Annotated in this window: 22 protein-coding genes; 7 read left to right on the forward strand and 15 right to left on the reverse strand. The window is 50.4% G+C overall.

The window, feature by feature from the left end; translation table 11 throughout:
• Positions 1 to 46: 46 nt before the first annotated feature.
• The 6 genes from BMW93_RS07200 to BMW93_RS07225 all read right to left on the reverse strand — a co-directional run bounded on the left by BMW93_RS07200 (position 47) and on the right by BMW93_RS07225 (position 4,771).
• Positions 47 to 715: a hypothetical protein gene (locus BMW93_RS07200; RefSeq protein ID WP_090374559.1), complete on the reverse strand. Its 669-nt coding sequence runs from the start codon at positions 713 to 715 to the stop codon at positions 47 to 49.
• Positions 716 to 721: 6 nt separating this feature from the next.
• Positions 722 to 1,300: a thermonuclease family protein gene (locus BMW93_RS07205; RefSeq protein ID WP_229240249.1), complete on the reverse strand. Its 579-nt coding sequence runs from the start codon at positions 1,298 to 1,300 to the stop codon at positions 722 to 724.
• 40 nt (positions 1,301 to 1,340) lie between these two features.
• Positions 1,341 to 1,733 (reverse strand): hypothetical protein, encoded by a 393-nt coding sequence (locus BMW93_RS07210; protein WP_090374560.1) that lies wholly within the window; start codon positions 1,731 to 1,733, stop codon positions 1,341 to 1,343.
• 35 nt (positions 1,734 to 1,768) lie between these two features.
• Positions 1,769 to 3,001: a sulfite oxidase gene (locus tag BMW93_RS07215; protein WP_090374561.1), complete on the reverse strand. Its 1,233-nt coding sequence runs from the start codon at positions 2,999 to 3,001 to the stop codon at positions 1,769 to 1,771.
• A gap of 225 nt (positions 3,002 to 3,226) precedes the next feature.
• Positions 3,227 to 4,018 carry a ferritin-like domain-containing protein gene (locus BMW93_RS07220; RefSeq protein ID WP_090374562.1) on the reverse strand — a complete coding sequence of 264 codons (792 nt, stop codon included), beginning with the start codon at positions 4,016 to 4,018 and terminating at the stop codon, positions 3,227 to 3,229.
• A gap of 27 nt (positions 4,019 to 4,045) precedes the next feature.
• Complete coding sequence (locus BMW93_RS07225; RefSeq protein ID WP_090374563.1) at positions 4,046 to 4,771, reverse strand: ferritin-like domain-containing protein; 726 nt, start codon at positions 4,769 to 4,771, stop codon at positions 4,046 to 4,048.
• Between the two features lie 603 nt (positions 4,772 to 5,374).
• Here BMW93_RS07225 and BMW93_RS07230 point away from each other — a divergent pair.
• Positions 5,375 to 5,677: a hypothetical protein gene (locus BMW93_RS07230; RefSeq protein ID WP_090374564.1), complete on the forward strand. Its 303-nt coding sequence runs from the start codon at positions 5,375 to 5,377 to the stop codon at positions 5,675 to 5,677.
• Positions 5,678 to 5,816: 139 nt separating this feature from the next.
• The gene (locus tag BMW93_RS07235) at positions 5,817 to 7,190 is read left to right on the forward strand and encodes a sigma-54 dependent transcriptional regulator (protein WP_090374565.1); all 1,374 of its coding nucleotides are present in this window, start codon (positions 5,817 to 5,819) and stop codon (positions 7,188 to 7,190) included.
• Here the strand turns inward: BMW93_RS07235 and BMW93_RS07240 are convergent.
• The 3 genes from BMW93_RS07240 to BMW93_RS07250 all read right to left on the reverse strand — a co-directional run bounded on the left by BMW93_RS07240 (position 7,178) and on the right by BMW93_RS07250 (position 13,765).
• Positions 7,178 to 9,742 (reverse strand): hybrid sensor histidine kinase/response regulator, encoded by a 2,565-nt coding sequence (locus tag BMW93_RS07240; protein WP_090374566.1) that lies wholly within the window; start codon positions 9,740 to 9,742, stop codon positions 7,178 to 7,180. The two genes, BMW93_RS07235 and BMW93_RS07240, sit on opposite strands and share 13 nt — an antisense overlap.
• A 201-nt stretch (positions 9,743 to 9,943) precedes the next feature.
• Entirely contained in the window at positions 9,944 to 11,890 is a 1,947-nt protein-coding gene (locus BMW93_RS07245; RefSeq protein WP_090374567.1) for a c-type cytochrome, read from the reverse strand.
• A gap of 27 nt (positions 11,891 to 11,917) precedes the next feature.
• The gene (locus BMW93_RS07250) at positions 11,918 to 13,765 is read right to left on the reverse strand and encodes a family 16 glycoside hydrolase (protein ID WP_229240251.1); all 1,848 of its coding nucleotides are present in this window, start codon (positions 13,763 to 13,765) and stop codon (positions 11,918 to 11,920) included.
• Between the two features lie 193 nt (positions 13,766 to 13,958).
• On the opposite strand from BMW93_RS07250, the gene BMW93_RS07255 reads away from it, so the two are divergent.
• A complete protein-coding gene (locus BMW93_RS07255; RefSeq protein ID WP_090374568.1) occupies positions 13,959 to 14,723 on the forward strand; it encodes a DUF1080 domain-containing protein in 765 nt (254 codons plus the stop codon).
• A 568-nt stretch (positions 14,724 to 15,291) separates the two neighbouring features.
• On the opposite strand, the gene BMW93_RS07260 is transcribed toward BMW93_RS07255, so the two are convergent.
• The 3 genes from BMW93_RS07260 to BMW93_RS07270 form a co-directional block, all read right to left on the reverse strand.
• A complete protein-coding gene (locus BMW93_RS07260; RefSeq protein WP_090374569.1) occupies positions 15,292 to 18,015 on the reverse strand; it encodes a TonB-dependent receptor in 2,724 nt (907 codons plus the stop codon).
• Between the two features lie 126 nt (positions 18,016 to 18,141).
• The gene (locus tag BMW93_RS07265; RefSeq protein WP_090374570.1) at positions 18,142 to 19,092 is read right to left on the reverse strand and encodes a FecR family protein; all 951 of its coding nucleotides are present in this window, start codon (positions 19,090 to 19,092) and stop codon (positions 18,142 to 18,144) included.
• A gap of 82 nt (positions 19,093 to 19,174) precedes the next feature.
• Positions 19,175 to 19,687, reverse strand: coding sequence for a sigma-70 family RNA polymerase sigma factor (locus BMW93_RS07270; protein ID WP_229240253.1), 513 nt, complete (start codon positions 19,685 to 19,687; stop codon positions 19,175 to 19,177).
• 199 nt (positions 19,688 to 19,886) lie between these two features.
• On the opposite strand from BMW93_RS07270, the gene BMW93_RS07275 reads away from it, so the two are divergent.
• The 4 genes from BMW93_RS07275 (at position 19,887) to BMW93_RS07290 (ending at position 23,717) form a co-directional block, all read left to right on the forward strand.
• Positions 19,887 to 20,456 (forward strand): hypothetical protein, encoded by a 570-nt coding sequence (locus tag BMW93_RS07275; RefSeq protein ID WP_090375059.1) that lies wholly within the window; start codon positions 19,887 to 19,889, stop codon positions 20,454 to 20,456.
• Positions 20,457 to 20,551: 95 nt separating this feature from the next.
• Positions 20,552 to 21,247 (forward strand): hypothetical protein, encoded by a 696-nt coding sequence (locus BMW93_RS07280; RefSeq protein ID WP_090374571.1) that lies wholly within the window; start codon positions 20,552 to 20,554, stop codon positions 21,245 to 21,247.
• Between the two features lie 87 nt (positions 21,248 to 21,334).
• Positions 21,335 to 22,984 carry an alpha-glucan family phosphorylase gene (gene glgP / locus BMW93_RS07285; RefSeq protein WP_090374572.1) on the forward strand — a complete coding sequence of 550 codons (1,650 nt, stop codon included), beginning with the start codon at positions 21,335 to 21,337 and terminating at the stop codon, positions 22,982 to 22,984.
• A 148-nt stretch (positions 22,985 to 23,132) separates the two neighbouring features.
• A complete protein-coding gene (locus BMW93_RS07290) occupies positions 23,133 to 23,717 on the forward strand; it encodes a Uma2 family endonuclease (protein ID WP_090374573.1) in 585 nt (194 codons plus the stop codon).
• Between the two features lie 71 nt (positions 23,718 to 23,788).
• Here the strand turns inward: BMW93_RS07290 and rfbD are convergent, their stop codons facing one another.
• Genes rfbD through BMW93_RS07305 form a run of 3 tightly spaced genes read right to left on the reverse strand, consistent with a single transcriptional unit; the run spans position 23,789 to position 26,002 of the window.
• Positions 23,789 to 24,691 carry a dTDP-4-dehydrorhamnose reductase gene (gene rfbD / locus BMW93_RS07295; RefSeq protein ID WP_090374574.1) on the reverse strand — a complete coding sequence of 301 codons (903 nt, stop codon included), beginning with the start codon at positions 24,689 to 24,691 and terminating at the stop codon, positions 23,789 to 23,791.
• A gap of 1 nt (position 24,692) precedes the next feature.
• Positions 24,693 to 25,400 (reverse strand): peptidylprolyl isomerase, encoded by a 708-nt coding sequence (locus tag BMW93_RS07300; protein WP_090374575.1) that lies wholly within the window; start codon positions 25,398 to 25,400, stop codon positions 24,693 to 24,695.
• Positions 25,401 to 25,405: 5 nt separating this feature from the next.
• Entirely contained in the window at positions 25,406 to 26,002 is a 597-nt protein-coding gene (locus BMW93_RS07305) for a hypothetical protein (RefSeq protein WP_090374576.1), read from the reverse strand.
• Positions 26,003 to 26,037: the final 35 nt, after the last annotated feature.

The following is a 26,037-nucleotide window of genomic DNA, read 5'->3' on the forward strand; positions in this document are numbered from 1 at the left end:
ATAATATTGTGATGACCGGCTACTAAAAAAGGTAAGGTGCTGGGGATTAGGACATTTCGAACATCTTCTGTAACGCTTGCCAGAGTTTTTTCTTAAGGTTCCGGTCCGCTTCGATCACGACTAACGGGTCAACCAGCAGGAACCAGATCCCTTCCACGTTTTTGGGCGTGTAAGGCACCAGCAGCAAGTCGAGGTGAAGCTTGATCAGCGGCACGCCAAAGGAGATAAAGAAGTTGGTTTTTTTGCCCGAAAGCACGGTACGCGCATCTTGTCCGGGCATAAAACTGAAATTCACGACATCGCTCGTTTCCAGGGAATGGCCCACCGCTTTGAGGATATTGTCGAGGAACAATGCCTCCGACATGAGCATTTCCTTTTGCTTCGGCTCGTCGGTGAGGACAAGTACCTTGTGTTTTAATGCCGGGAATGCTGGCGCAGGCGCCGAGGCAGGAATGTTTACAGGTGGTGTGGCTACTGCCGGCGTTTGAGGCAATGCGGGCGGAGTTACCACGGCTGGCGCAGGTGGCTGGGCGGAAACCGCCGGTGTCGTGGGTAATGTAGGCACGGGTGCCTGCACATGAGCGGGTTCGGGTACAGGCGGCTCGGGTTGCGCTTCCGCGGCGGCGGGGCGTTCGGTTAGCACATGATCTTCCAGCTGAAATAAAGTCTCATTCTGATAAAGGATCTGGAAAAGTGCTACCGACGAGTGCTCCATTGATTATTACAAATGCCCGAGTTCCATTCCGGGCTGGGTCCAGATGCCTAGTTTCTGTTTGTTAGCGGCTATTTCGAGTTTGGCATATTCCTGGTCGTGCGAATACTTTTTGAAATGCACGGCCAGTCCTTTTTTAACCAGTTCTTTATTCAAAACTTTACCATCGGGCAGCACTACTTCGCCAAGCAGACGGCCATATTTGTCAAATTCGCCTTTGTGACGGATGTTGACGATCTTCCGGAAGCATTTTTCGCTTGTAAACTGCTTCGCATTGTTGTAAAAAGGCATACCGCGCTCGGGGCAGTTGATATGCAAAAATCGTATCCGCACATTCTTGCCCATTCTGCGTCCTGCTTTTTTACCTGAATAGATAAATTTCAGTTCGATCGTATCTCCATCTTGGATGCCAATCACTTCGGCTTTGAGTGGATTGGGTAAATCGCTGTTGCTGCGTAGTTGCTGGCCTTCTTCCGATGTCAGCGCGCACGAGGCGAGCATGGTCGGGGCACTTGTGAGAACGAGGAACAGCAGACTGGAAAATGCAAATCGGGAAATCAGGAAACGGAAATCAGGCACGCGGATCATTCAATAAAGTTGGAATGCCAAAGATAGGTATTGTTTCCGATCAGTTCTGATCCAGTTTGTACCACTTGATGTCCTTCAATGGTGCTCTCCTTGCCACTGAGGCAGTTGGCGAATAATTTTTTTCGAGATAATCGAGTACCGGTTTCTCCGCATCGCCCAGCTCCCAAAGGTTATGGTTGGCCTGCATCCAGCGGATCTTCTGCTTCCAGCCATCACGTGTGAACCGGTTGGCGCTGATCAGCTTGGTAGAATGGCAGTTGGTGCATTGCGCTTTCACCATATACAGGTTTTCATCCACGATAAGGCCCGTTTCGGGGTCTTTTTTCGTGGTGTCGGCGGTTGCCGCTTTTACATTGTTATAGGTAGCCGTTGTTTCGGGCAGGGTTTGGAATACAATTCCTGCGCCGAGCATGGCAATCAAAAAGATCTTCATAAAATATCAGATTTACCCGGAAACATGATGGTGCGTTACCCTATTTTGACGGCGATTCTTTCGCAGGCATTGTTCAAATATCCGCCCGGGTTCCAGGCCGGTGTCAGCATCGGCTGTGCATTGCCTTTATCGTCGGTGGCTTTGACCCAAATCTCATAGTAACCATTCACAGGGAATTTAATATTGGTATTCCAATGCTGCCAGGCCAGACGGTTCACGGGAGCTTCGAGTTTGCATTCCTTCCAGGTAGCCCCGAAATCGATCGAAACCTCTACTTTTTTAACCGAATGGTCTCCCGCCCACGCATGTCCGCGCAATGCGAGCTCTTTACCCGGATCGAGCATTGCACCGGTTTTCGGATAGGTAATGAGCGATTTCACCGGCATGGATTCGATGATTTTGTAGTATTCGTCAGTTGCCGGAATCTCGGTACCAGGCGCTACCGGGTTACGGGGCAGTTTGTAGCTGTGCCCTTCCATTTTGGAGCCGTCGTGTACCTTGTTCCGTACCGAAATGCCGCTCAGCCATTTCCCCGAAACCGAAGCAGGCCAGCCGCCGATCACGAGCCGGAGCGGGTATCCGTGGAATTCGGGAATGTCTTTGCCATTCATTTGCCAGGCGATTAGCGTCTCGTCCTCCATAGCCTTGGCGATGGGTACACCGCGTGAAATGGATTCTTTCTTGGGATCACGGCTCAGGTGGAGGTCTTTGCCGTGGTAACCTATATATACGGCATCGTTTTTAATGCCCACATCATTCAGAATGTCTTTCAGCCGCACGCCCGTCCATTGCGCACAATGCACCGCGCCCTGGCCCCATTGGTTACCCGATGCCTGTGGTTGGTAACCCGAACGGCCGTTTCCGCCGCATTCAAGCACCAATTGGTAAGTATATTGTTTGAATTTCTTTTTGAGATCGGCCAATGTATAGGTTTTGGGCGCTTTCACCGACTCGCCGTCGATGGTCAGCGTCCAGTTGGCGAGATCTATTTTTTCAGGAATGAGGCCGTTGTTGCGGATAAACATGTTTTCAACGGGTGTCACACGGTCGTCGAGCAGGTGTACGGGCGTTTCCACATTCCAGGGTTTGTCGCCTTGCACGATCATTTCAGTGGCTTTACCTTTCAACGCATCCTTTTCATCGAGGAAAATGGGTCGGTAACCTTCGGGCATCCGGTTCGCGAAAACGATCTGGCTGCCCATAGCGGTGGCCAGCGCCGTGAGGCTTCCTTGACGGAGAAAATCTCTTCTGTTTAATTCGGAATTCATCAACTGGTTCAGGAAAACTGGTAAAACATTATTTCCAAATTTACATAAACCGGGCGGCTTAAACCATTATATCGCGCCAAATCGGGCATTTTACCCACAAAAAAGAGGCTACCGTTGCTGGTAACCTCCTGATTCATAATAGTGTGTAGCCTGGCACTTTGGGCGTTGCCCGTTAAAAAGTGCATGTATATGCCCAACAGGGAAAGTTTACGTTAATGGGTGCTGTTATTTTTTAATAAACGGCCCGGCAATAGCCAGTACCGCTTCTTTGGTCAAAGGCTCATCGAATGCTTCGGTAATGGCCGCGTCGGATTTGGAAGCGAGGCCTTTCAGGTCTTTGCCGCCTTGTGTCATATTGTCTTCACCTGCGTAAATGGCCGGTACCGCACCTTCTTTGCCGGTAATCCAGCCTTTCATGGAAGCATTACCGAGCAATGTAGCCGCGAGCCTGCGCGCCACAGCCGCGTGGCGAGCCTCCACGGAATGCACCTGCAATGCATATTCGAGGATCTGCGGATCGGCGATCAATGCGCCGGCCTGTCCCTTGTATGCGCGTACGCCAGTGTCTTCGAGCGCGCTCGAAACGGTAACGAAGGTTTTGTAATTGGTAAATACATCCCCGAATGCGCCGCCGTATTTGAAATCGAAAGTTGGCTTGGGGATGGCTTTGGTACCTAATGCTTTCACAAGAAATGCCACGTGCTGCGTCTCGTGCTTACCGATCTGCGTGAAAATGGCTTTATCGGATGCCGGAATCAGGTTCGCAGCCGCATTACCTGCTTTGTAGAATTCGTCTTCGAGGTATTCGAGCGTCAAAGCGTAGTTAAGTACCTCGACCGCTGTCGCCGATTGTGCAAATGCCTTGTTCACGATCGCTGCAAATGCGGTAGGGATCGCGGCCGAGGCCAGTTTGCTTCCTATTTTGTTCATGAAATGACGGCGCGTGGCGTATTCGAGTCTGCCAGCGGCATCACCGTCAATCTGTTGAAACTTATCTATGATTTTGAAAATATCCATTGTGTCTGATCCTGTTAGTGTGAATGATTACTTACCTACGCTGGCACCGGTGATAGTGTCCTTCACGTAACCCTTAACGGCCGCCAGAATGTCGGCAGGCGCAACGGCCTTGTCCATTCCGTTGGCGTCGATAATGTCGTCGCCGGCAAAATCGGCCGATTTAGGATTGATCAGGTCGCGGATAACCGCAGCATGGCGCGCTTCCACAGAAACGATCTTTCCTGCAAGCAACAGGTAATTCGGATCTTTGATCAGCTTCCCGGCGCCATTGTAGGCGGCGACGCCGGTGTCTTCGAATAATTTGGCTGCGCCGAGGACAGCTTCCTTCTTGGTGAAGTCGATGGCGGCGAAGTTAGGGGTCAGTCCTTTGATGGCTTTGTCGCCCAATGCGGCCTTGAAGAATTCGCGGTGAACGATTTCGTGATCGCGAATGTCGGTCAGGACCGCTTTCTCAGCGTCGGTAATGCCGGCGTAGGGCGTCTGCACGACTTGTGTGTAAAATGCGGCTTCGAGTTGTTCCAAAGCGTATGCATAGTTGAGGACACCAATGTCTCCCGAGCCGAGATCGACGGTGTCACCTGTGCCGGGGATCATCGGGTCGTCGTCGTCGTCGTTACAGCCGGCGGCGATCACGATCGTTCCCAATGATGTGGCTAATCCGGCCGAGCGTAAAAACAGACGTCTGTTCACAACCGACGTGATTTCCCCTGCTCCCTGTCCGGCGTTGTTCTTCGTTTTCGTGTGTTTGTTCATAGCAATTAAAGGTTATTGAGCTACTCTCCGTGTATCGAAAGAGTTTTAACAGACCTACGCGGACTGGATTGCTTTAGATCAAACGACGGGAAAAGGAGGAAGGGAGAGAGGAGGAATGGATGGATGGAAGAAGGGTGGGCTAAAACACAAAAAGAGTCCCGGATTGGGACTCTCGATGCTTTCAGACTAACCGATTGTATTCTTAAATAACGTTGAGTAAATAATGCCTGAGATATAATTCAATATATGAATGTATAGCGTTAAGTCTCTAGCGGTGTGTAGTAGTTGTGCTACTTTTTAACTGTAAACAATTTCTACGCAAATATAAGCGAATATGTTCCTAACCAAACAATAATTATTTAAAAAATTTTGAATTTTTTTTAGTTTGGGTAATAACATACGGGTACATGGGCAAAATGGTTATCAAATTTCACATAACTGGTGTGAAATTCCACAACCTGCGGCATAGCTCCCGTTCCTTCCGGTTACACAGTTGTGAATTAAAATTGGTTAATATCTGATTATCAACTTTTTTTGTAGCATATTCCCACTGGCACGAATATCTCTTTCAGTTTATATTAAAAATTAAATGCCCGATCCATCATGCGAATAACCCCGATAGCCATTGCCCTCCTGCTGGCAGCAGTCACGCCGGATGCTGAAGCGTTCGTACAATCTTCTACAAACGCGACCGTTATTGCCGAACAAAGCAAAGTAGCCGTAAGGCCGGAGGATCTTCCGGAGGCGGTCAAAAGTACCTTGTCAGGCTCTTATGCCGAATGGAAAGTAACAAGTGCTTACCTGGTTACGCGGGACGATAATTCTCAGTACTACGAAATCAATATTAAACGGTCGGAAGAGACATCTACACTCAATCTGGACAAGTACGGAAAGAAGATCGATTAGTGTATCGTCGTTCCCGGTGTCTGACAGGCTGATAATGAAAAGCCGGAGACTTCTCCGGCTTTTTGGTGTTTGTTTTTTGTACTTTTACATAAAACCCACTCGTTTAACAATAATTTATTTTTAAGAAATAGTATCACCCATGGCTCATCTGCTCCTCGTTGAAGACGATTCTACATTTTCAAAGTTGCTCACCAATTTTCTCGGCAAGCATGGTCATCAGGTAAAGGCTTGTACAAACATAAAAGAGGCGAGGGAAGCGCTCGGGAAGAACAACCCCGACGGCCCGTTTGAAGTGCTGATGCTCGATTACCGTCTGCCAGATGGTAACTCTGTGGATTTTCTTAAAACGCTCAGAAGCGAAGGCAATCGTACCCCGGCATTTATCATGACAAGCTTTCATGACGTTAGAACCGCGGTTACTGCCATGCAAATAGGGGCTTTCGACTATATCACTAAGCCGGTGAACCCGGAAGAATTGCTTATGGTACTGAGAGAGGCGCTGAATAAGGGAGAGGTAACGAGCGTGAAGACTGCGCCGAAGGCTAAAAGCAATTCGAAAGCAGATAAACAATCGCTCGATTATATCGAAGGAAGAAGCAAGGTCGCCAAGCAGCTTTTCGAATATGTGCGGCTGGTGGCACCTACGGATATGTCTGTGATCATCCAGGGCGAAAGTGGTACGGGTAAGGAGCATGTGGCGAAATCGATACACCGCCTTAGCAAGCGCGCCGACGGTCCGTTTGTGGCGATCGACTGCGGTTCGTTATCTAAAGATCTGGCTGCCAGCGAGTTGTTCGGGCATAAAAAAGGTGCATTTACAGGTGCATTGCAGGATAAAATAGGTCAGTTCGAAGCGGCCGACGGTGGTACGCTGTTCCTGGATGAGATCGGAAACCTGAGCTACGATGTGCAGATCAAGTTGCTTCGTGCATTGCAGGAGCGCATTATCGTACCCATTGGCAGTACCCAGCAGGTAAAAGTGGATGTGCGCCTTATCGCAGCGACCAACGAAGATCTGATTGCCAACGCAGCATCGGGCGATTTCCGCGAAGACCTCTACCACCGATTGAACGAGTTCAAAATCGAAGTACCCGCATTACGCAAGCGTGGCGAGGACCTGCCGATTTTTGTGCAGCATTTTGTAGATAAAGCCAATGAAGAACTCGAACGCAATGTGCGTGAGCTTTCGAAAGAGGTAATGGATGTATTCCAGAAATACGACTGGCCGGGTAACCTGCGCGAGCTGAACAATGTAATCAAACGCCTGGTATTGTTATCCAAAGAAGAAGTGGCTACGCTGGGCGCATTGCCGTCGGAAATGATTACAGCTATGGAAGATCAGCAAAAACCTGCTCCCGGCTCCGATTTGAAGGCATTACAGGAAACACACGAGAAAGAAATGATCGAAAAGGTGTTGCAGGAAGTGCGCTACAATAAAAGCAAAGCAGCCAAGTTATTGAACATCGACCGCAAGACTTTGTATTACAAGATCGAAAAATATCATATCGAGTAGGAGAGCGCTTTGTCCTCCACTTGCTCAATCACTGACGCAGCGTCATCTACGACCTGCGTCATTTCTTTTTCCGACACTTCTGCTGCGTTTTCCCGCAATGCAATTTCCAGGTTCCTGAACCGTGCCGACAAGTCGCGGGCGCCTATCTGCCCGGTGCGGCCGGCCATGCGGTGCATGAGTTCCTGCGCGTGGTCGGGCTCGTTGGCGGCAATATGGTGCCGAAGCGAATCGATATCGGCACGGGAATCTTTCACAAACTGGTCGAGGATTTCACGGAGCAGGCTTTCGTCGCCGAAAGTCATTTCGGTGAGCATAGAGAAGTCGAAATCCAGATTATGGGCCGTAGTGTTGTTTTCCGTCTTGTCCGTCGATAAAACAGCAAGTTGGGTGATTTCCGGTGCCGAGGACGATTCAAGCAATTCCAGCAGGTCCTTGGAATGAAACGGTTTCATCAGGTAGCCGTCGAAGCCCATGCCGAGCAGCTTTTTACGTTCTTCGGGCAATGCCTGAGCGGTGAGAACGAAGAACTTAACGTCGTCGGGCGCGGACTTACGCAGGCGCTTCACGAGCTCGGCCCCATTCATGCCCGACATGCGCATGTCCGTGAGTACAAATTTGACCTGATCATTCCAAGGCCGGCTCAGTACTTCCTCGGCCGAGGAAAATGCCGCGTGCGGAATGCCGTTCATTTCGAGAACGGACGAGCACCATTTGAGAATGAAGGCGTCATCATCTACCAGCCAGACTTTGCCATTGATATGATAGCTTCGTTCCGGCGCTTCCTCTGCCAATTCTAGTGTGTCTGCCTTTTTCATACTGGTGGTGACAAAAAAAGTCGTGCCTTCACCTTGCTTGCTGGTAACATGGACGCTGCCCGACATGCCTTCTACCAATGCTTTTACAATGCTGAGCCCGAGCCCCGTACCGCCATAACGGCGTTGAATGGACGGGTCAGCCTGCTCAAACTGGTTGAAAATGCGTTCTGCCTGCTCTTGGGACAACCCGATACCCGTATCCGAAATCTGGTATTCGATTTTGGCAAGATTACCACTTTCCTGGCCCGCTACTTTGAGAATGACTTCACCGTTCTCAGTGAATTTGATTGCATTAGTCAGCAAATTGTACAGAACCTGCCGCAGTCGGAAAGGGTCGCCGTGGAGGTAAAGGTTTGGTTTAAGGGAGTTTTCGAGCCTTAGTACCAATCCTTTGGACAATGCAGTGGGGCGCAGTACCTGTATGACTTCATTGAGGAGCGGATTAATGGAAAACACCCTATCCTCGAATGTAAACCGGTCGGAAATGATGCGGCTGTAATCGAGCACTTCATTGACGAGGTACAACAAATGCTCCGAGGCCGAATGAAGCGTTTCGAGGTCCTGTTTCCGCGGTTTTTCATCGTTTTTCAATGCTTCCGCATAACCAATGATCGATTGCAGCGGGGTGCGGATCTCATGGCTCATATTGGCCAGGAACCGCTGCTTGGCCATGCTGTGGTATTCTGCTTCCTCTTTTGCTTCTTCGAGCTGCTCCCGGTAGTCGTTGCTTTTGGTAATGTCGGTGAAAATGAAGTAGGCCATCACGGCTGTCATGAAAAAGAAGCCGAGCATAATCCATTCGAGGTAATCCACGCTTCCTTCCACCATACCTTTGGCCTTCGCATTGTTCTTGTCGGAATCCAGCACGACGTCGCGCTGGACATCCTGCATAACGCTGAGGAGTTGCTTCACCAGCGAGTTACCGGCCGTTGCGAGCTCCTGCTCGCGGTCGACGAAGGTTACCGCCCGTTTTTTCTGCGATTTTTCAATGGCATGGACGGCCTCGCCTACCTTTTCAATGGTACTGTCCTTTTTAGCGACGCGGATCGTGTCGACTTCCACATTAACCTCCTGTTTCTGTACGCGCTTGGTGGGTTCGGGAGCAGGTTGTTTGTTGTTCTTCTTATTCCCGAAAACCCTGCCGAAGAAGCCCTTTTTCGCACTCGCTTTCTGGCTGGTGTCGGGCACTTCGGTATAAACTGTGGTAGTAGTGGTCCGTTTTTCGGTCTTGACAACTGTGCTGTCGGGTTGTTTGACTTTGGTGGTGGTGATCAGCCCCGAAATTGATTTTACTTCATCCTCCAAAGCCTTGTTACTCACGAGCTTGGTGCGGACTTTGACATAATCACCATATATTTTTTCCCGCTCTTTCAGGATTTTTTTCATCGAATCGATCCGGATTACCTGCATGGGATCTTCGATGCTTAAAATACTGAGCGTGTCGAGCGTGGCGATGAGTTCCACCGATTGGGCGAGCACCTCGTCATTCAATTCTTCCCCTTTCAGTTTTCGTTCGTTCTGAAGGTGGTCGAGGGTGAGTATGTCCTGGAATATCTTATTGACCAGCCGCATCTTGTCATCCGGGGTCGAGAGCGTATCCAGCGTGGTGAGCATATTGTCAAATGCCAGTTTGCTGGTTACCCAGGATGCTGCAAGGGCGAGAGAGGCTATGAAAAAGCCCACAACGACTTTTCCTTTTACCGATTTCAAGAAAGACGGGCCACGCAGAGTAAACATAGTTTTGGGTCACATTCAATACTAACTAACGCATTTTCAAGGTCAAAACGTGCGATTTGTAATGCATTAGTGCGGTTCGTAATGTGAATATAATGCATTAAAACGTATTCTGAATGGGCTGACGTTCAACTAAAAAGGCTGCCTCCGGGATGGAAGCAGCCTTTTTAAGATATCTTACGGAGTATGTCCGGCAGAATGCAATTATTTCGCAAGTGAATTGATCCACGCCGCGATTTTAGCAGCTTCCGCCTTAGGTACCTGAGGCATAGGCGCCATTGGCGTTGCGTAGTCAGGCCAGTTTTCAGGCTTCGGTGCGTAAATCAGTTCTACGATCTTCTCGTTGCTGTATTTGCGTTTTGCAACGTCGGCATAAGAAGGACCTACCACTTTCTTGTCGGGCGCGTGGCATGCAAGGCAAGTGTTTTTCGCGAGCAATGGCTTCACTTCTTCCCAGGTTGGCGCCTTGGCTGCCGCTCCGGCTTTCGCAGGAGTTGCTTTGCCTTTACCGTCCGGAGAAACGTGCTCTTTCGCAGGCTCAGCTGAAACAGATGCCTGTGCCTTGCCTGAACGTGTTGTTTTCAGGTCGGTAACCTTCAATCTTTCGCCGTCAGGAATGTTGTTCAGCGTGTAATATGCATCCGGGTGCACGAGCGACCAGCTGTTTGAAGCCGAGCGAACGCCTTCCAGCGAGATTTTGTGAACATAATATTGTTTCATTCCGTCAAGAACGATGCGCACTTTCTTATTGTCGTCGGATACTTTCACACCTGCGATTTTCACATCTTCCAGGTTGATCTGCGGACTACCGTAAACAGGGTAATGCTTGTAGAGGTAGCTGCTCACTTTGTAAGAATCCAGGTCTTCCGCCGATTTGCGGTCAACAGGCATCGTGAACTCGATTTCAAAACCGTCTGGCTGTGCTTTCACGGTATACATTTCGAAAGGCATTTTGCCGTTCCATACCAGACGCTGTAATCCTTGATTAGCATCACCGGCAGATCCCCAACCGCGGTTGGTTTCGCCTACGAACATCGACCCGTCTTTGTCAAATGCCATACGCAATACACCCGACTGGAATCCGCTGCGGAAACCAATGCTGGCGCCCTGGTATTCGCCTTTCACTTTTTCCAGAACAATACGCATGATATTGCTTTGTCCCTGGTCACCCACGAAAACCTGGCCTGTGAATGGTCCGAAGTTGCCTTGCGTATTATCCAAAATCAGTTCAGAAGTAGAAACACCGTGCACACCGTAAGGCAACCATACCGCCGGAAGCTGTACCATATCGTATTTCTGTTTCAATTGGTACAAGAACTGTGGTTCTTCTCCCAATGTGTTTTCTGGCTTGATCGCGCGGTCTTGTGCATTGCGGTGCTGGCGGTTGTCGCGCTCAGCGAAGAATTGCTTTTCGGTCAGTTTCACAGGCGAGTTAGGCAATCCTGCCCATTTCAAACCTGCGGGGTGGCCCATGAAGCCGCCTTTTTTAACCTGGAAGATCGCACCGGTACCCATCCAGTCGCCCTGGTTGTCGGTGTAGAAGAGCTCGCCGTTCAACATGCTGATACCCGCAGGGGAGCGCACGCCGGTTGCGTAGGGTTCGTATTTACCGTCGTTGGTGATGTGGAAAATCCAGCCACGGCCTGGTACACGACTTTCGCCTCTCCACCATTCTTCGTCACCGAATGCTACGTTACCACTCACGAAGAAGCTGCCATCCGGAGCCAGTTTAGGACCGAACGAGTATTCGTGATAGTGACCTGAAAGTGGCCATGCGTACACCGTTTCGTAAACGTCGGCTTTACCGTCGCCATTTTTATCGACCAATTTGGTCAATTCACCGCGCTGTGCGCAGTACAATGCACCTTCTTTGTAAGCCAGACCGAGGATTTCGTGCAAACCGGTCGCGAACTTGCGGAAATACGGCGTGCGGCTGGTAGGGTTGTCTACAATCCAAACTTCACCGCGGCGGGTTGAAATCGCCAGCGAACCGTTCGGCAGGGTGGTCAGACCACCTACTTCGAGGATAATGCCCTCGGGGATCGGCGGCGTAACGATTTTGTAGAAATCTTCTTCTTTTGGAGACTCCTGCGCTTTCAGCGTAGAGAGGGAGGCCAAAAGAGCGAATGCTATATGAGCAAGTTTTTTCATTGTCAATCAGAAATAATAAGGTTAAAATCAGAACAGGATAGAATACTTCACTTCGCCATTGGTTACAGGCACGATGAGTTCCTGCTGCCCTGCGGCTCCTCTGATTTCTGGTTTCAATTTTTTGTCGGCCAGCTGTATGTAGTACGATTTGTCGTTCACGGCGTAAAGTCCTTCCGAGATTTTTTCAATGGAAGCACCGTCTGCCAGGCGTGCTACAAGGTCTTTTGCAGGGTTGTTAACCTTCAGAATGCGCTCGAAATACTGGTTGTTCACGACAGAAATGTAGTCGGTGATGTTAGAACCGTATGCCTGGTACTGGAATGTAGGTACATCCGAGTCATCCAATACATAGCCTTTCGGGCGGTATCCGCTGCCGGTTGTATCTGCTTCCCATTTGGATTTACCTGATTTACCCAGGAACATATCGTCGCCGAGCAACGTCACGCTGCCGCGCGGGCGGGAAGAACCGTCGCCGCGGTCGTGCCACATTGGAGTAGCATCAAGGAATTCGCCACGCCAAACTTGCAGGATCGCGCCTTTGTCGAGGTCGTAAGTATAATGCAGGCTTGCGGGGCTACCTACTGAAACCGCGTGTACTACGCGAGTTCTTTTCGCTTTTTCGTCCTTCCGGAAATCCATGAAAGAGCGGGTAATGGTATTGGTAGCTGCGGCGATCAGGATCGGATCGTTGGAGCCGCCGCCCATTGCCGAGCTTTTGGAATGGAAAGCGATTTCACGGAAGCCTGGTCCGCTGATCCAGAGGCCCAGTACCGGGCGCATCCAGCCATCTTTCTTGTTATTGAAAAATTCGAACTTATGGTCGCCGGCAGTCAGGTTTACTTTGCCCACGCGGAATTCGTTGTTCGATTTCCACTCCGGCTTGATCACATCTTTACCGTCGATTTTCAGGTATGCATTACCCGAAGCCTGGAGGCGGAAAGTGTATTCACCTTCGCTGGCTGCATTGAAACGGCCATTGTAAACGAAAGAGTAGTTATTGTTTTCTTTCAAAATCTCCCAGTTCAGCGATTCCGATTTGCCGGTTTCAGCGGGAGTAAGTTTTGAAAGGTCTTCCGTTTCTGCCAAACCACCGTAATAGGTTTTGTAAGTCAGATCGGAAAGGGTCGCTGGTTTTTTGTCAAAATTGTTCACGACGATATTGCGGATCGCCAGTGAACCGTGGTCGCCCTGGATACGGATCGGGCCCATCGGCACGTCCTCAGCTGTGAGTGAGCCACGGGTAGGACCGCTTACTTCTACGTTTTCGTGGATTGTCACGCCATTCAACACCACCGAAAGGAATACCGCATTAGCGATTTTCTTGCCATTAGCGTCGAAACGGGGAGCCTGGTAAGAGATTTTGATGTGCTGCCACAGGCCCGGCGCTTTCGCGACGTTGAAACGGGGCGCATATCCTTCGTAGCCTTTTTCGCCTTCGGGCTTGGAGTCGTTCCAGCGCTCGTAGATACCACCGGCATCGTTGTATTTAGCGCCTTTTTTACCCCAGCTGTCGAAAAGCTGTACTTCGTAGTTGCCTTGCAGATAGATCCCTGAGTTGGAACCTTTGCTCATCATGAAGTCCAGTTCAATGTCGAGATCGCCGTGTTTGAAGTTGGAAATCAGTTCGTAGTCGCTGCCGTACTTGCCTTTTTCGTGAAGACATGCCAGCACGCCTTTACCCGGGCTGGTTACCAGCGCGTTTTCTTTCGTGAGGTCGGCCGATGCATTACCGACGATTTTCCAGTCACTGGATTTGGTCGTAAAAGCACTGAGGTCGTTGAGAGGAATGGGCTGCTGGGCGTAGGCGGTGTGCATGGCAAAAGCAGCTACCCCAGAGGCGATTAATTGAAAAAGTGAACGGTTGGTTTTAAACATACTTGCGGTAAGCTTAGTCGGTTTTAGATTAGCAATCCAGGCCACGAATGCCTTTAGCCCTGCAAATTACGTGATAAGAATCGGGAAAATTACATTTCTATAGATGAGAATCCTTTTTGTTGGTGCTTTTTACTTAATGTTGTGTTTTGATACGATATCAAAGACTTATTAGACTAAAACTGTTACCTTTCAAATGAAAAAATTGATGCTTACCGCGTTCAGCATGGCTGCTGCCTTTGCCGCACACGCGCAATTGCAGCCTGCGAAGCAAACTCCTGAGTCCAGCGAATTGTGGAACCCCGTTCCCCGTGTGGTAACGCCCGGTAAAGGTTCTTCGGCGGTTTCAGGCTTCACAGCCCCTTCCGACGCAATCGTCCTGTTCGATGGTAAGAACCTCGATCAGTGGGTTTCAGGAAAAGATGGTAAATCAGCTGCTCCCTGGACCGTGGGTGATGGCGCAATGACCGTTGCTCCCAAATCAGGCGACATTCAGACCAAGCAAACATTCGGCGATTACCAGCTGCATATCGAGTGGAGAACCCCCGCGAAAGTGGAAGGTAATAGCCAGGGTCGTGGCAACAGCGGTATCTTTATGCAGGGAATCTACGAATTGCAGGTACTCGACAGCTACAACAACCCGACTTACTCGAACGGTCAGGCTGGTTCGATCTACAAACAAACAATGCCCCTCGTCAACGCGGCGGTAGGCCCGGGCGAATGGCAGACTTACGATGTGGTCTATACCGCACCGCATTTCAACAAAGACGGCCAGATGAGCATCCCGCCGTACATTACCGTGATCCACAATGGTGTATTGGTGCAGAACCATACTGCCATCCAGGGGACGACGCCGTACATCGGTCAACCGACGATTGAGCCGCATGGAAAAGGGCCTATCAAATTGCAGGACCACAACAATACAACCAGCTTCCGTAACGTCTGGATCCGGGAGTTGTAAGATTTTAAGATATTGAAATGCCAAAACGGGCTGCTTCAAATGAGGCAGCCCGTTTTGTGTTTATAATCCACTAGCGTTGTTAAGAGTGTGGAGGCATTGTGCAGGCCGGTCGGAGACCGGCACCCGCTCCGACGTAGTCACAGACTACGCCGAACTGTCTCGCTTTGTTGGGCGTAGACTATGACTACGTCCGGGCGTTCGCTGGTCTCCGACCAGCGAAATTATCGATATCGCACAATTCCGGTTGGTTGGGCGTAGTTTATGACTACGTCCGGGCGTCCGCTGGTCTCCGACCAGCTAAATTATCGATATCGCACAATTCCGGTTGGTTGGGCGTAGACTATGACTACGGCCAGGCGTCCGCTGGTCTCTGACCAGCTAAATTATCGATATCGCACAATTCCGGTTGGTTGGGCGTAGTTTATGACTACGTCCGGGTGGCCGCTGGTCTCTGACCAGCTAAATTATCGATATCGCACAATTCCGGTTGGTTGGGCGTAGACTATGACTACGTCCGGGCGCCCGCTGGTCTCTGACCAGCTTAGTCATCGAATAAGCTTCGCCTTACCTAAAACTTGATCGTCAGATTCGCGGAGAAATTCCTCGGCATTTGCGGCGTGAGCACACCCTGTCCGGCGAAATATCTCTTATCCAGCATATTATCAAGTTTCAAGCCAATGCGCCAGGCCTTTGTATTATAAAAAACAGTCGAATTTAACACCGTGTAGGACGGAATCGTAAAAATCCCGGTTACCGCCGAATTCGCCGTCAAATGCTCGCTGATATAGTTCCCGCCGATACCGGCTCCAAGTCCTTTAAACTTCCCAAACGGCAGATTATAGCTGATCCACGCATTCGCCAGATCCGCCGGTCCTGCGTTGGCCGGGCGGCGACCTTCCAGTGCTACCGTAGATTTCGTCAGCTTGCTATCGTTATGGCTGTAACCGGCCACAAGGTTCAAACCGGTAATGGGGTTGGCGATGATCTCCACCTCGATGCCGCGGCTGTATTGCGTGCCGTCCTGCACGGTAATGTTGTAATTCTTGCCCTCGCGCACCAACACGTCCGTACGCGTGGTGTTGTCGACTTTGATATCATAGTAGCTGACAGTCATATTCAGCTTGCCCTGGTAGCTTTCCAGTTTGATACCGCCTTCGAGCTGGTTGGCTTGTTGGGGTTTGAAAACGCCCGAAATATCCGGTAAAGGTTGCGTTACGGGGGCTACATTGAAGAAGCCGTTCATATAGTTACCAAAAACCGAAAGGCGGTCTTTGATGATTTGGTACACAAGTCCGAACTTCGGCGAAACGGCCGTTTGCTTGAACTTCGTATTGGCGACGTAGGTGCGTGTAGCGTGGTTTAATGTGCCGCTGTTTTCAAAACGGTCGACGCGCAGGCTGATCATCGCGAGCAGGCGGTCGGTAACGTTGAGGACATCGGAAAAATAGGCGCTGTACACATTGCCCGAGTTGTAGTTACGCGCGGGCGCGTCGTTGCTCGCGGCCAGGCGCGCTTCCACGGACGTGCGGTTGATTTTGAGGTAATTCGGATCATTATGAATGCCGCTTACATTATCGAACACAATGTAAGGCGAGTTGTTGTTATGCGCCGTGCGGTTCAGGTAATCGAGGCCGACTACCACGCGGTTGCGCAATGCACCGATCTTGAAATCGCCGATGAAGTTCTGCTGAATGTCGATCGCATTGTTGGTGGTGTTTTGCAGCGAAATATTGCGTTCGAGCAAAGTGTCGGCTACTGTGCCGCGGATGAATTGGTATTGGTAAAAGCCCTCGGATTTGCGGATGTTGCTTGAAAACGCGGTCTGCGAAGTCCAGTTGTTGGAAAGTTTGTATTTCAACTGACCATATACATTAATGGTCGGCGTTTTCATCGTCAGGTCGTTGCTGGTATAGGACTTATCCCAGTCAAAACCCAGCTCCTGGGGCGTGTGGGCTACAAATTGTCTTGTCCGGTTAAGGAAAATGGCCGAAGGGCTTGTCATTTCGCCCTGATAAATACCTGCATTAAAAAGCACGGTCATTCTCTCATTCACACGGTATTCCAGCGACGGCGCGATCACCAGCGTTCTCCGAAAACCGGCATCCTGGAAGCTCCCCTGGTATTGATAAGCCGCATTAACCCTTAATAGAAGGTTTTTAGAAGCATTAATAGGAGAATAGATATCAGCCGTCAGGCGGTTTAATCCAAAACTTCCGGTCGTGTAGCCGATCTCGCCGCCTGCTATTTCAACCGGCTTTTTGGTCACAATATTCATCAACCCGCCAAACGAGGTCACCGAGCTGCCGAACAGCGTCGCCGAAGGCCCTTTGATTACCTCCACTTTCTCCACATTGACCGGGTCGAATTCGCCGTTGGTTTGTACCGGTAGCCCATCCACCACTGAGAGTTCGGTGCGGAAACCGCGCAATGCGTAGAATGTAGCGCCATCCGAGTTGATGCCCCGATTGGCCTGGATTTTATAAACTCCCGGCGCATTCTTGACGATGTTCGAGAAGTCGGTAATGAGCTGTTCCGTAAACAGTGTTTTGGATAATGCGCTGTAAACCTGCGGGTTTTCCATATTGCTCACAGGCAGCTTTGCCACATATTCACTTTCTTTTTTGGAAAACTTATTAATATCCCCGCTGATCACGACTTCCTGCAATGCCTTACTGTCTTCGTTGAGGAATATCGGTTCGAATGTGACGGTCTCGTCGGCTTCGATGGTAACCGGGCGCTCGATAGGCTCGTAGCCAAGAAGCTGGATCACTACTTTATGCTCGCCTGCGGGAATGTTGCGGATGATGAAGTCGCCATTCAGGTCGCTTTGGGCGCCTTTTCCGGTACCTTTCACGGTAATGTTCACAAATTCGGCGGGTTTGCCGTCCGAAGTTTTCAACGTCCCGCGCAATGTGCCGCGACCTTCGCTGGCTTCGATCGTGATTATATTCTCCTGCACGTGCAGCTCTTTCAATGCAGAGCCCACTACCCGGTGCAATGCGTCTTTCATAGGTACATTGGCCAGATTGGCATTCACCTTTTTCGCTACGTTCAACTGTGTGCTGCTATATGAAATCGAAGTACCTGTCTGGTCTCCGATCTGGGCGAGTGCGTCGGCGAGGCGGACGTCATGTAATTTCAGGGTAACGGCTTTGGCGAGAACGGGTGCCTGGGCGCGGGTGTGGTACGAAACGAGCATAGCAATAGCGCATAGCACGGCTGCCGCGCCATTTCGGAGGAGGTAACAAGAGATTTTGGCACCCATGTTGGGCGAAGTATAATGGAGCTGCATATTTTTGTTTAAATGTTGATTGATCTGCGATTGATTGGCATTCGACCCGATGTAAAGTTTGGCGACAGCGCATCGGGTTTTTCCATGCTCACAGGCTAGGGTGATTTATTCATGAAATGGATGGGGTTACTTTTCATATAAACTGATGGATTCTCCTTTGACTTCGTACCGGAAGCCGACCGCAATGCTCAAACTGCCCAGCACGGCATTCAGCGAAGGATTTTTGAATTTGCCCGTGTAGCGCTCGCCTTTCAATGCTTCGTCACGAATTTGAATAGGGACATTGTAGCGCCTTTCTAGCTCCCGCGCTACCTGCGTAAGCGGTGCGTCGTCGAACCGCAATGCATTGTTCAACCAGGAAACCTGTGCTTCCGCACCCGAAACAGCGCGAACCGATAGCCGTTTACCTTCAATCAGGCCCGACATGCCGGCAGTCACCAGCTCCGATTGGGTTGAAATTTTATGGGCAAACCTTACTTTCCCTTCCGTAACCAGCAATGCCGTGTAACCTTCGCCCGGGTATTCCTTTACATCGAAAACCGTCCCGAGCACGCGTGTCCGCGCCGCGGCGGTTTCAACGATGAATGGCTGGTCCGGATTCTTTTTAACCGAAAACTGCGCTTCACCGATCAGTACCACACGGCGGACCGAATCACTGAATGTAGCCGGGTAACGGAGCTCGCTGTCGTAGCTGAGCATGACCACCGAGCCGTCGGGCAATGTAATCTGCCGGGTTTCGCCTTTTTGTGTGCGGATAGTCTGAACGGCCGCTACGCTAACAGGTTCCTGACCTTTTTTGTATTGGAATAAATACCATACAACACCGCTTGCCAGCAAAAGCATGGCGGCTATTCCGGACAGGTAATGCCGGTAACGCGCCCAAAGCGGCTGCACATCACGCGCCTGCAAGCGCTCCCATACACGTGCGCCCGCCTCGTTCCGGGCTTCATCGGGGATTTCGTTGATGGCGTCGGTACCAGCTTCGGGATCGTCGAGCCATTGTTCCACAGCCTGCATTTCGGCAGGGGTGCATTGTCCCGCATTGTAACGCTTTAAAAGTTCAGGTGTAATGTTCATGGAGCATTGGTTCGCGAGACAGAGCGTCTCCTGTCATATTGTTGCGTAGCCGGAAGGTTACCCTGGCGAAAGGTGAAAATTTTTAATGCTGGTATTCGGCGAGATGTTTGCCGAGGAAGCGCAATGCGCGGGTGAGGTGGTATTCTACCGTTTTTTCGGAGAGCACGAGCGATGCGGCAATGGCTTTGTTCGACATTCCTTTCTGCCGACTCATTACGAAAACCTCCTTGCAGGGATGCGGAAGATCGGCCACCAGCTCGCTCACGCGCTCGGAAAGCAGGTGATAGTCGACCTGGCGCTGGGTTGTATCCTCCGAACCTGCTTTTTTATCAACTACCTGATCGAAAATGTTCCGCCGGTTGGTCGAATCGCGGTGGTGGGCCATGAGTTTCAGCTTCGCGGCCCGCACGAGGTAATGCGCTGCCGGGCCTTGTACCCGAAGCTCACCACGCCGTTCCCAGAGCGACTGGAAGATTTCATGCGTCAAATCTTCCGCCTGTTCGAGGTTGCGGGTGCCCTGGTAGCATACGGCCAACATCTTTTCCCAATGCAAATGGTAGAGTTCTTCAAACGACTTGTCGGTTTGAATCAGCAAAGGGACGGTATTTTCGTATAAATCTGCCAATGGGGTGGGGAACGGGCTCCACCACAAAGCTACAATACTATTTATATTAAGTCCAAATAATGAATTCGTCGATACAACAGTTTTCCGGCCTTAAATGATTGGTAACATCGTTTACGTCTATGCTGTTTTCATTTATATTCGCTATCAATGTCAGTCCAAAACCGTTGCCATGCAGGAAATAGAGCCGTATTACAATTGGGAAAAACATTATGTGGCCAGCCACGACGAGCGCTCGCCGTTTTATGGCCGCACTTATAATCTGGATTATTATGAAAATGCGATCTACGGCTACTATATCCACCCGCTCTGGGACGATATCGGGTCGGAGACGCTGTATGTGAAAATCCTGTTTGCGGATTACAATAAGCGTTTCGTGATTATCGAGATGTTCGGGGAATGGAACGACGCGCTGCATAACGACATCATGTTCTTCAAAAGGCAGGTGATCGACCCGCTGGTTGGCCAGGGCATTAATCAGTTCATATTACTGGGAGAAAATGTCCTCGATTTTCACGGCGGCAATGAGGACGATTACTATGCCGAATGGTTCGATGATGTTGAGGACGGATGGATCGTCGCCGTCAATTTCCGCGAGCATGTAGAGGAGCAGTGGAAGAAATACAGGCTCGATTATTATATCAATTTCGGTGGTACGCTGCACCTCAACAACTGGCGTACATTGCAGCCGGAGCCGTTTTATGAGCTGGTTAAAAATTTGATGGTTAGAAGGTTAACCTAGCATAAAGCTGCCTGCATTGCTTGCAACCTTGGTAACTCCTTTGTAGCTTACGCATTCATCGTATCAACCGTTCTTACCTTAAAACCTCATTTCCCATGGCCGAGAATACCGAACCCACACCAGAAGATGCAAAAGAATCGCTGGAAAATAAAGTTGAAGAACTCAAAACCTCTACCACCGAAGCCAAAGACGAGATCGTGGAAGAGGTGCTGGGAATTACGGACGAGGCGAAAGAAGTGGTGAAAGAGGAGGCGACGGAGACGGCGGACGGCATTAAAACCGAAGTCTACGAAACGCTCGACGACCTGAAAGCGCAGGCGGAAACCAAGGCTACGGCAGCCGAAGAGGAATTGGAAGAGATCAAAGAGGAGGCCGGGGCTAAGGCAGAGGCTGTAAAAGAGGAAGTTGCGGAGAAGGTTGAAGAGGCCGAATCCGGCTTCGCGGCGAAACTGGCCGGCCTGACGGAGGCGGCAACCGAGAAGTTCGAGGACCTGAAAGAGGCTGCGACGGAAAAGTTTGACGATATTAAGGAGGTTGCTGCCGAGAAATTTGAGGATATTAAAGTAGCCGCAGCCGATAAATATGAGGATATTAAGGAGGACGCTGCCGAAGCATTGGCAGACGCGAAAGAAACTGCTTCGGAAAAACTGGCCGAAGCGCAGGCCAAAGCCGCGGAGCTGAAAGCGAAGGCAACAGAGGAAATAGCCGAATTGAAAGAAGAAGCCTCGGAGAAAGTCGGTGAGACGAAAACCAAGGCGAAGGGATTCTGGGCGCGGCTTTTTGGCAAATAGGCGCTTACCGAGAAACACATGGACCCGGCCCTTTTCGATAGGCCGGGTTTTTTATGCAGTCTTTTTGTTTTACCAAAATTGCTTCTGATGTCACAACAAACTTTCACTCTTCCTTACCAACACCCGTTTGTCGCGGATAACCAATACAAAAAATCAGTCGCCTACTTTTCGATGGAATTCGCCGTCGACCAGGCGTTGAAAATCTACTCCGGCGGATTGGGTTTCCTCGCGGGCTCGCACATGCGTAGCGTGTACGCGCTCAAACAGAACCTGATCGGCATCGGAATGCTGTGGAAATACGGCTATTACGACCAGGGCCGCAAGAAGGACGGCAGTATGGAGCCGGAGTTCCGGGAAAAAATGTATTCCTATCTTGTCGACACCCAAATCCGCTTTGAAATACCCATTATGGGCAAAAAAGTCTGGGTAGCAGCCTATTACCTCGATCCGGAAACATTTGGCTCGGCGCCCTTATTCCTGCTCACGACCGATACCGACGGCAACGACGAATCGACGCGGGCGATCAGCTATTCGCTGTACGATTCCGACGTTACCTATAAAGTAGCGCAATGCATGGTGCTGGGCATCGGCGGCGCACGGCTGCTGGAAGCATTGCAGTACGAGCCGGAAGTATATCATTTGAATGAAGCGCATGCGGTTTCCGCACTATTTCATTTGTACAAAAAATATAAAAAAGCCGCTGAGGTTCAGAAAAAGGTCGTTTTCACGACGCATACGCCAGAAGAAGCCGGTAATGAAAAGCACGATATTCATTTTTTGGAAAAACTGGGATTCTTCTCCGGCCTCGATCTGGAAACGGTCCGGAAAATCAGCGGTATCCGCGACGGCGTGTTCAATCACTCGTTGGCGGCGTTGAGTCTGAGCCATAAAGCCAATGGCGTTTCCAAATTGCATGGGGAAGTTTCGCGAAAAATGTGGAAAGCACATCCCAAAATTGCGCCGATCGGCCACATTACCAATGCGCAGAACAACGCCTACTGGGTAGATCCGGTTTTGGAAAAAGCGCGGATCGGAAAGGATATCGATGCGATTGTCGCGCGTAAGAAGGAGTTGAAAAAAGCCTTGTTCGAAACCGTCGCCGATCAGAGTGGAAAGCTATTCGACCCTGATGTGCTCACGATCGTCTGGGCGCGGAGGTTTGCGGCTTACAAGCGCCCGGATATGCTCGTCTGGGACCTGGAAAGGTTCAAACGGATCATGAGCAACACCGAACAGAAGGTACAGGTGATCTGGGCAGGAAAGCCTTACCCGAAAGACGAGGGAGCAGTAGCGACCTTTAACCACCTGTTTTATTTAAGCCATTTGTTCCCCAATATGGCAGTACTAACCGGCTACGAGCTCGCATTGTCCAAACTCCTTAAAGACGGCGCCGACGTCTGGCTCAATACGCCCGTCGTGACGCGCGAGGCCTCCGGTACGAGCGGAATGACGGCCGCCATGAATGCCGCATTGAACCTTTCCACATTCGACGGATGGATCTGCGAATTCGCGAAGGACCGGCATAATGCATTCCTTCTGCCGGTTGCGAAAGGGGAGGATATCAATAAGCAGGATTGTGATAACCTGATGGAGGCCCTGGAACGCACCGTCATCCCGACCTACTACAATGCGCCCGAGAAATGGCAGGAAATGACTTTGAATAGTATGAACGACGTTTCCGAGCCATTCAACTCCGACAGGATGGCTCGGGAGTATTATGAGTTGTTGTATAATTAAAAATTCACCCGCACGATAGCGACGGCCGGCAGTTGGTACTTTGAGTCAGTTATATGAAAAGTGACTGCTGGCCGCCGTCCGGCCTTCGAAGCAAAATCGTTATCTTTGATTTACATTATTGAAAGACTTCCAAAGACATCGTTAAGTTATGGACACGCCTGTTACATTCATTGTAGGAGATATCATGAGCGAAGACGAATTCTTCCGTTTTTGCCAGATGAATGATACGCTAAACTTGGAGCGTGACAGCGAAGGCAACATTATCTTTATGTCACCATCGGGAGGTTTATCTGATAATCTTAGTTCCAAAATTCTTATTGCGCTCGGTTTATGGCTGGATCAGCACGACAATCCGGGTACAATATTCGGCTCGTCGGCTGGTTTTACACTTCCGAACGGAGCTGTCCGATCACCAGACGTATCGTGGGTAAACAGTGAGAGCTGGGACGCGTTATCGGAATCTGATCAGGAGCGATTCGCGCATGTTTGTCCCGATTTCGTAGTAGAAGTGCGTTCGAAAACGGATAGCATCATCTACTTGCAAAACAAAATGCAGGAGTATATGGCCAACGGCTCCCGCTTAGGCTGGCTGATCGACAAATATGCCGGAAAGGTATTCGTGTATGAACCCGGTAAAACAATTGTTGAGCATCCAAGTTTGAATATTCGACTTTCAGGAGAGCCTGTCTTCCCCGGATTTGAATTGGATCTCGCTAAAACGGTGCGAAAATAGAAAATGCCACGAAGGCACGAAGGTTCACGAATACGCTTCGTGAACCTTTGTGCCTTCGTGGCATTAAAAACCTAAATCTGCGAAGCCAAAATCGCAATCCCTTCCCGAAACGAATGCGGCTCATACCCGAGCACATTCCGTGATTTCGTCAGATTGAACCCAGTCCGCGGAGGTCTGCGCGCAGGCTGCGTGAATGTGGATGCGTCGGTAGGAGAGATCAGTGAAGCGTCCAGCTTGAAGTAGTCGGCGGCGGCCAGGGCCATTTCATAGGGCGTCAGGAAATCCTTGCCGGAAATGTGGTAAATGCCTTTCGCCTCCTGGTCGGCGATGAGGAAGCAGCCTAATGCCAGGTCTTCGGCCAAAGTCGGAGTGCGGAACTGGTCGGTAACGACTTTGATAGCCTTGCCTTCCTCTAATGATTTTTTTACCCAGAGAATAATATTACTCCGGCTCATGTCATGCGCGATCCCGTACACGAGCACGGTGCGCGCGATGGCCCATTCGATGTCCGAGGACTTGACTACCTTTTCAGCCGCAAATTTACTCCACCCGTAAAAGCTGATTGGATTAGGGATATCTTCTTCGCGATAAGGGCCGGATGCGCCGTCGAATACGAAATCGGTCGAGACGTGTTCGAGGAAGATGTCGTATTTGGCGCAGGCCGCGACCAGCGTTTCGGTTGCGGTTACATTCAGCTTCCAGCACGCATCCTTCTCCATTTCGCATTGATCCACGTTCGTCATCGCGGCTGTATGGATCAGCACGTCGGGGCGTTCGGCGTCGAGTACCTGATCCACGGATTCCGGATTGGTAATGTCCATTTCCACATACCGGTAGCCCTTGCTGAATGGCAACCGGTTTTCGCCCCTGGCCGTGGCGATGGTTTCGATATGCGCTTTTGTAACCAGCAGCTCGACAAGCTTTTGACCCAGCAACCCGTTGGAGCCGGTGATCAGGATTCTTTTCTTTTCCAATTTAAGCTTCGTATTTCCAGCCGTACTTGCGGGTAATCTTCTTCTTTTTCATCTTTTTGACGGACACCTTCATCGAAACGTCCTTCTCGGGGCGGTCGCGCTCGTCTTTGTCTACCGAAGCGATCTTATCGATTACATCCATGCCGTCGATCACCTGTCCGAAAACGGTATACGCTCCGTCGAGGTGAGGCGTACCGCCGATGGTCTCATACACTTTTTTTTGATCCTCGGTCAGTTTGCGCGCCGCACGTGCCGATTGTTTTTCGAGGTCGGCTTTGCTCCATTTCCGGCCTTCTACAATGTAAAACTGGCATCCGCTGGATTCCTTCGCGGGATTGTTGTCGCGTGCCGCCGCCAATGCGCCTTTCTGATGGAACAGTTTGCCATTGAATTCCGCCGGTACTTTGTAGCCATTATCACCGCGACCTAGCATTGCATCCGGCTTCGCATTACGCGATTCGGGATCGCCGCCCTGGATCATGAAATCGTCGATGATACGGTGGAAAAGGAGCCCGTCATAGAATTTATCCTTGGCAAGTTTGATGAAATTGGCTTTGTGCTTCGGTGTTTCGTCAAAAAGGATGAAACGCATCGTGCCCTTGGTGGTAGCGATGGTGATTACCTCGTCTTTTTTGGACGGTTTTTGGGCGAAGACATTCAGGGCAATCAGGCACAATGTGCCCAGGAGAATCGATTTTTTGGTTTTCATAGGTGTTATTTGGCGGCCAGAACGTTTTTGTCGGCCGGGAAGAATTGAAATTTCAGGCCATAGTCTTTCCCTTCCGAAACATCCTCCATAGCCACCCGGATCGTCTTGTTGTTCCAGGTGATCTTTTTGGTTTCTTCTTTCGGGGAAGCATAAGCTTCGCTAAAATACTGCTTGCTGGCATTCCAGAGCTGCTTGGTAGCTTCCGGACTGTTCAGGTAAACGTCGATCGTGATCTTGTTCACCTTTTTTTCAGGTGTCAGAAAGTATTGCACGTCGATGGTTTCCAACTGCGCGGTTTCGGAGGTATAACCCAGGTGGTCGGGTGTTTCTTCAAACATCTCGAACGTTTCGGTGGCTTTAACCTTGGCGAGGGCATCACCGAAAGCAATACCTCTCAGGACCACGCCCGCAGGATTTTGCTCGGCAGGGCCCAGGATCGTTTTCAGTAGTGCCGACTGGTCGCTGTTCAAATCAGCGGGGGCAGTCTCATGCAGAACCACCGAGTCAGCCGCCGCCTCGGTTTTTTCGTTTGTTTTAGTGTCGCAAGCCGCCGCAAGTAATGCCATAGCGAGCAATGCGATTCCGTTTTTCAGCGTGTTCATAAGCGTAGAGGTTGTGTCATGCGGTTAAAATAAAG

This window comes from Dyadobacter sp. SG02 (assembly GCF_900109045.1).
Taxonomy (GTDB): Bacteria; Bacteroidota; Bacteroidia; order Cytophagales; family Spirosomataceae; genus Dyadobacter.

Bases quoted from the DNA above. Each gene is read 5' to 3' on its own strand.
- BMW93_RS07200 (WP_090374559.1), bottom strand. From the start codon at position 715: ATGGAGCACTCGTCGGTAGCACTTTTCCAGATCCTTTATCAGAATGAG.
- BMW93_RS07205 (WP_229240249.1), bottom strand. From the start codon at position 1,300: ATGATCCGCGTGCCTGATTTCCGTTTCCTGATTTCCCGATTTGCATTT.
- BMW93_RS07210 (WP_090374560.1), bottom strand. From the start codon at position 1,733: ATGAAGATCTTTTTGATTGCCATGCTCGGCGCAGGAATTGTATTCCAA.
- BMW93_RS07215 (WP_090374561.1), bottom strand. From the start codon at position 3,001: ATGAATTCCGAATTAAACAGAAGAGATTTTCTCCGTCAAGGAAGCCTC.
- BMW93_RS07220 (WP_090374562.1), bottom strand. From the start codon at position 4,018: ATGGATATTTTCAAAATCATAGATAAGTTTCAACAGATTGACGGTGAT.
- BMW93_RS07225 (WP_090374563.1), bottom strand. From the start codon at position 4,771: ATGAACAAACACACGAAAACGAAGAACAACGCCGGACAGGGAGCAGGG.
- BMW93_RS07230 (WP_090374564.1), top strand. From the start codon at position 5,375: ATGCGAATAACCCCGATAGCCATTGCCCTCCTGCTGGCAGCAGTCACG.
- BMW93_RS07235 (WP_090374565.1), top strand. From the start codon at position 5,817: ATGGCTCATCTGCTCCTCGTTGAAGACGATTCTACATTTTCAAAGTTG.
- BMW93_RS07240 (WP_090374566.1), bottom strand. From the start codon at position 9,742: ATGTTTACTCTGCGTGGCCCGTCTTTCTTGAAATCGGTAAAAGGAAAA.
- BMW93_RS07245 (WP_090374567.1), bottom strand. From the start codon at position 11,890: ATGAAAAAACTTGCTCATATAGCATTCGCTCTTTTGGCCTCCCTCTCT.
- BMW93_RS07250 (WP_229240251.1), bottom strand. From the start codon at position 13,765: ATGTTTAAAACCAACCGTTCACTTTTTCAATTAATCGCCTCTGGGGTA.
- BMW93_RS07255 (WP_090374568.1), top strand. From the start codon at position 13,959: ATGAAAAAATTGATGCTTACCGCGTTCAGCATGGCTGCTGCCTTTGCC.
- BMW93_RS07260 (WP_090374569.1), bottom strand. From the start codon at position 18,015: ATGCAGCTCCATTATACTTCGCCCAACATGGGTGCCAAAATCTCTTGT.
- BMW93_RS07265 (WP_090374570.1), bottom strand. From the start codon at position 19,092: ATGAACATTACACCTGAACTTTTAAAGCGTTACAATGCGGGACAATGC.
- BMW93_RS07275 (WP_090375059.1), top strand. From the start codon at position 19,887: ATGCAGGAAATAGAGCCGTATTACAATTGGGAAAAACATTATGTGGCC.
- BMW93_RS07280 (WP_090374571.1), top strand. From the start codon at position 20,552: ATGGCCGAGAATACCGAACCCACACCAGAAGATGCAAAAGAATCGCTG.
- glgP (WP_090374572.1), top strand. From the start codon at position 21,335: ATGTCACAACAAACTTTCACTCTTCCTTACCAACACCCGTTTGTCGCG.
- BMW93_RS07290 (WP_090374573.1), top strand. From the start codon at position 23,133: ATGGACACGCCTGTTACATTCATTGTAGGAGATATCATGAGCGAAGAC.
- BMW93_RS07300 (WP_090374575.1), bottom strand. From the start codon at position 25,400: ATGAAAACCAAAAAATCGATTCTCCTGGGCACATTGTGCCTGATTGCC.
- BMW93_RS07305 (WP_090374576.1), bottom strand. From the start codon at position 26,002: ATGAACACGCTGAAAAACGGAATCGCATTGCTCGCTATGGCATTACTT.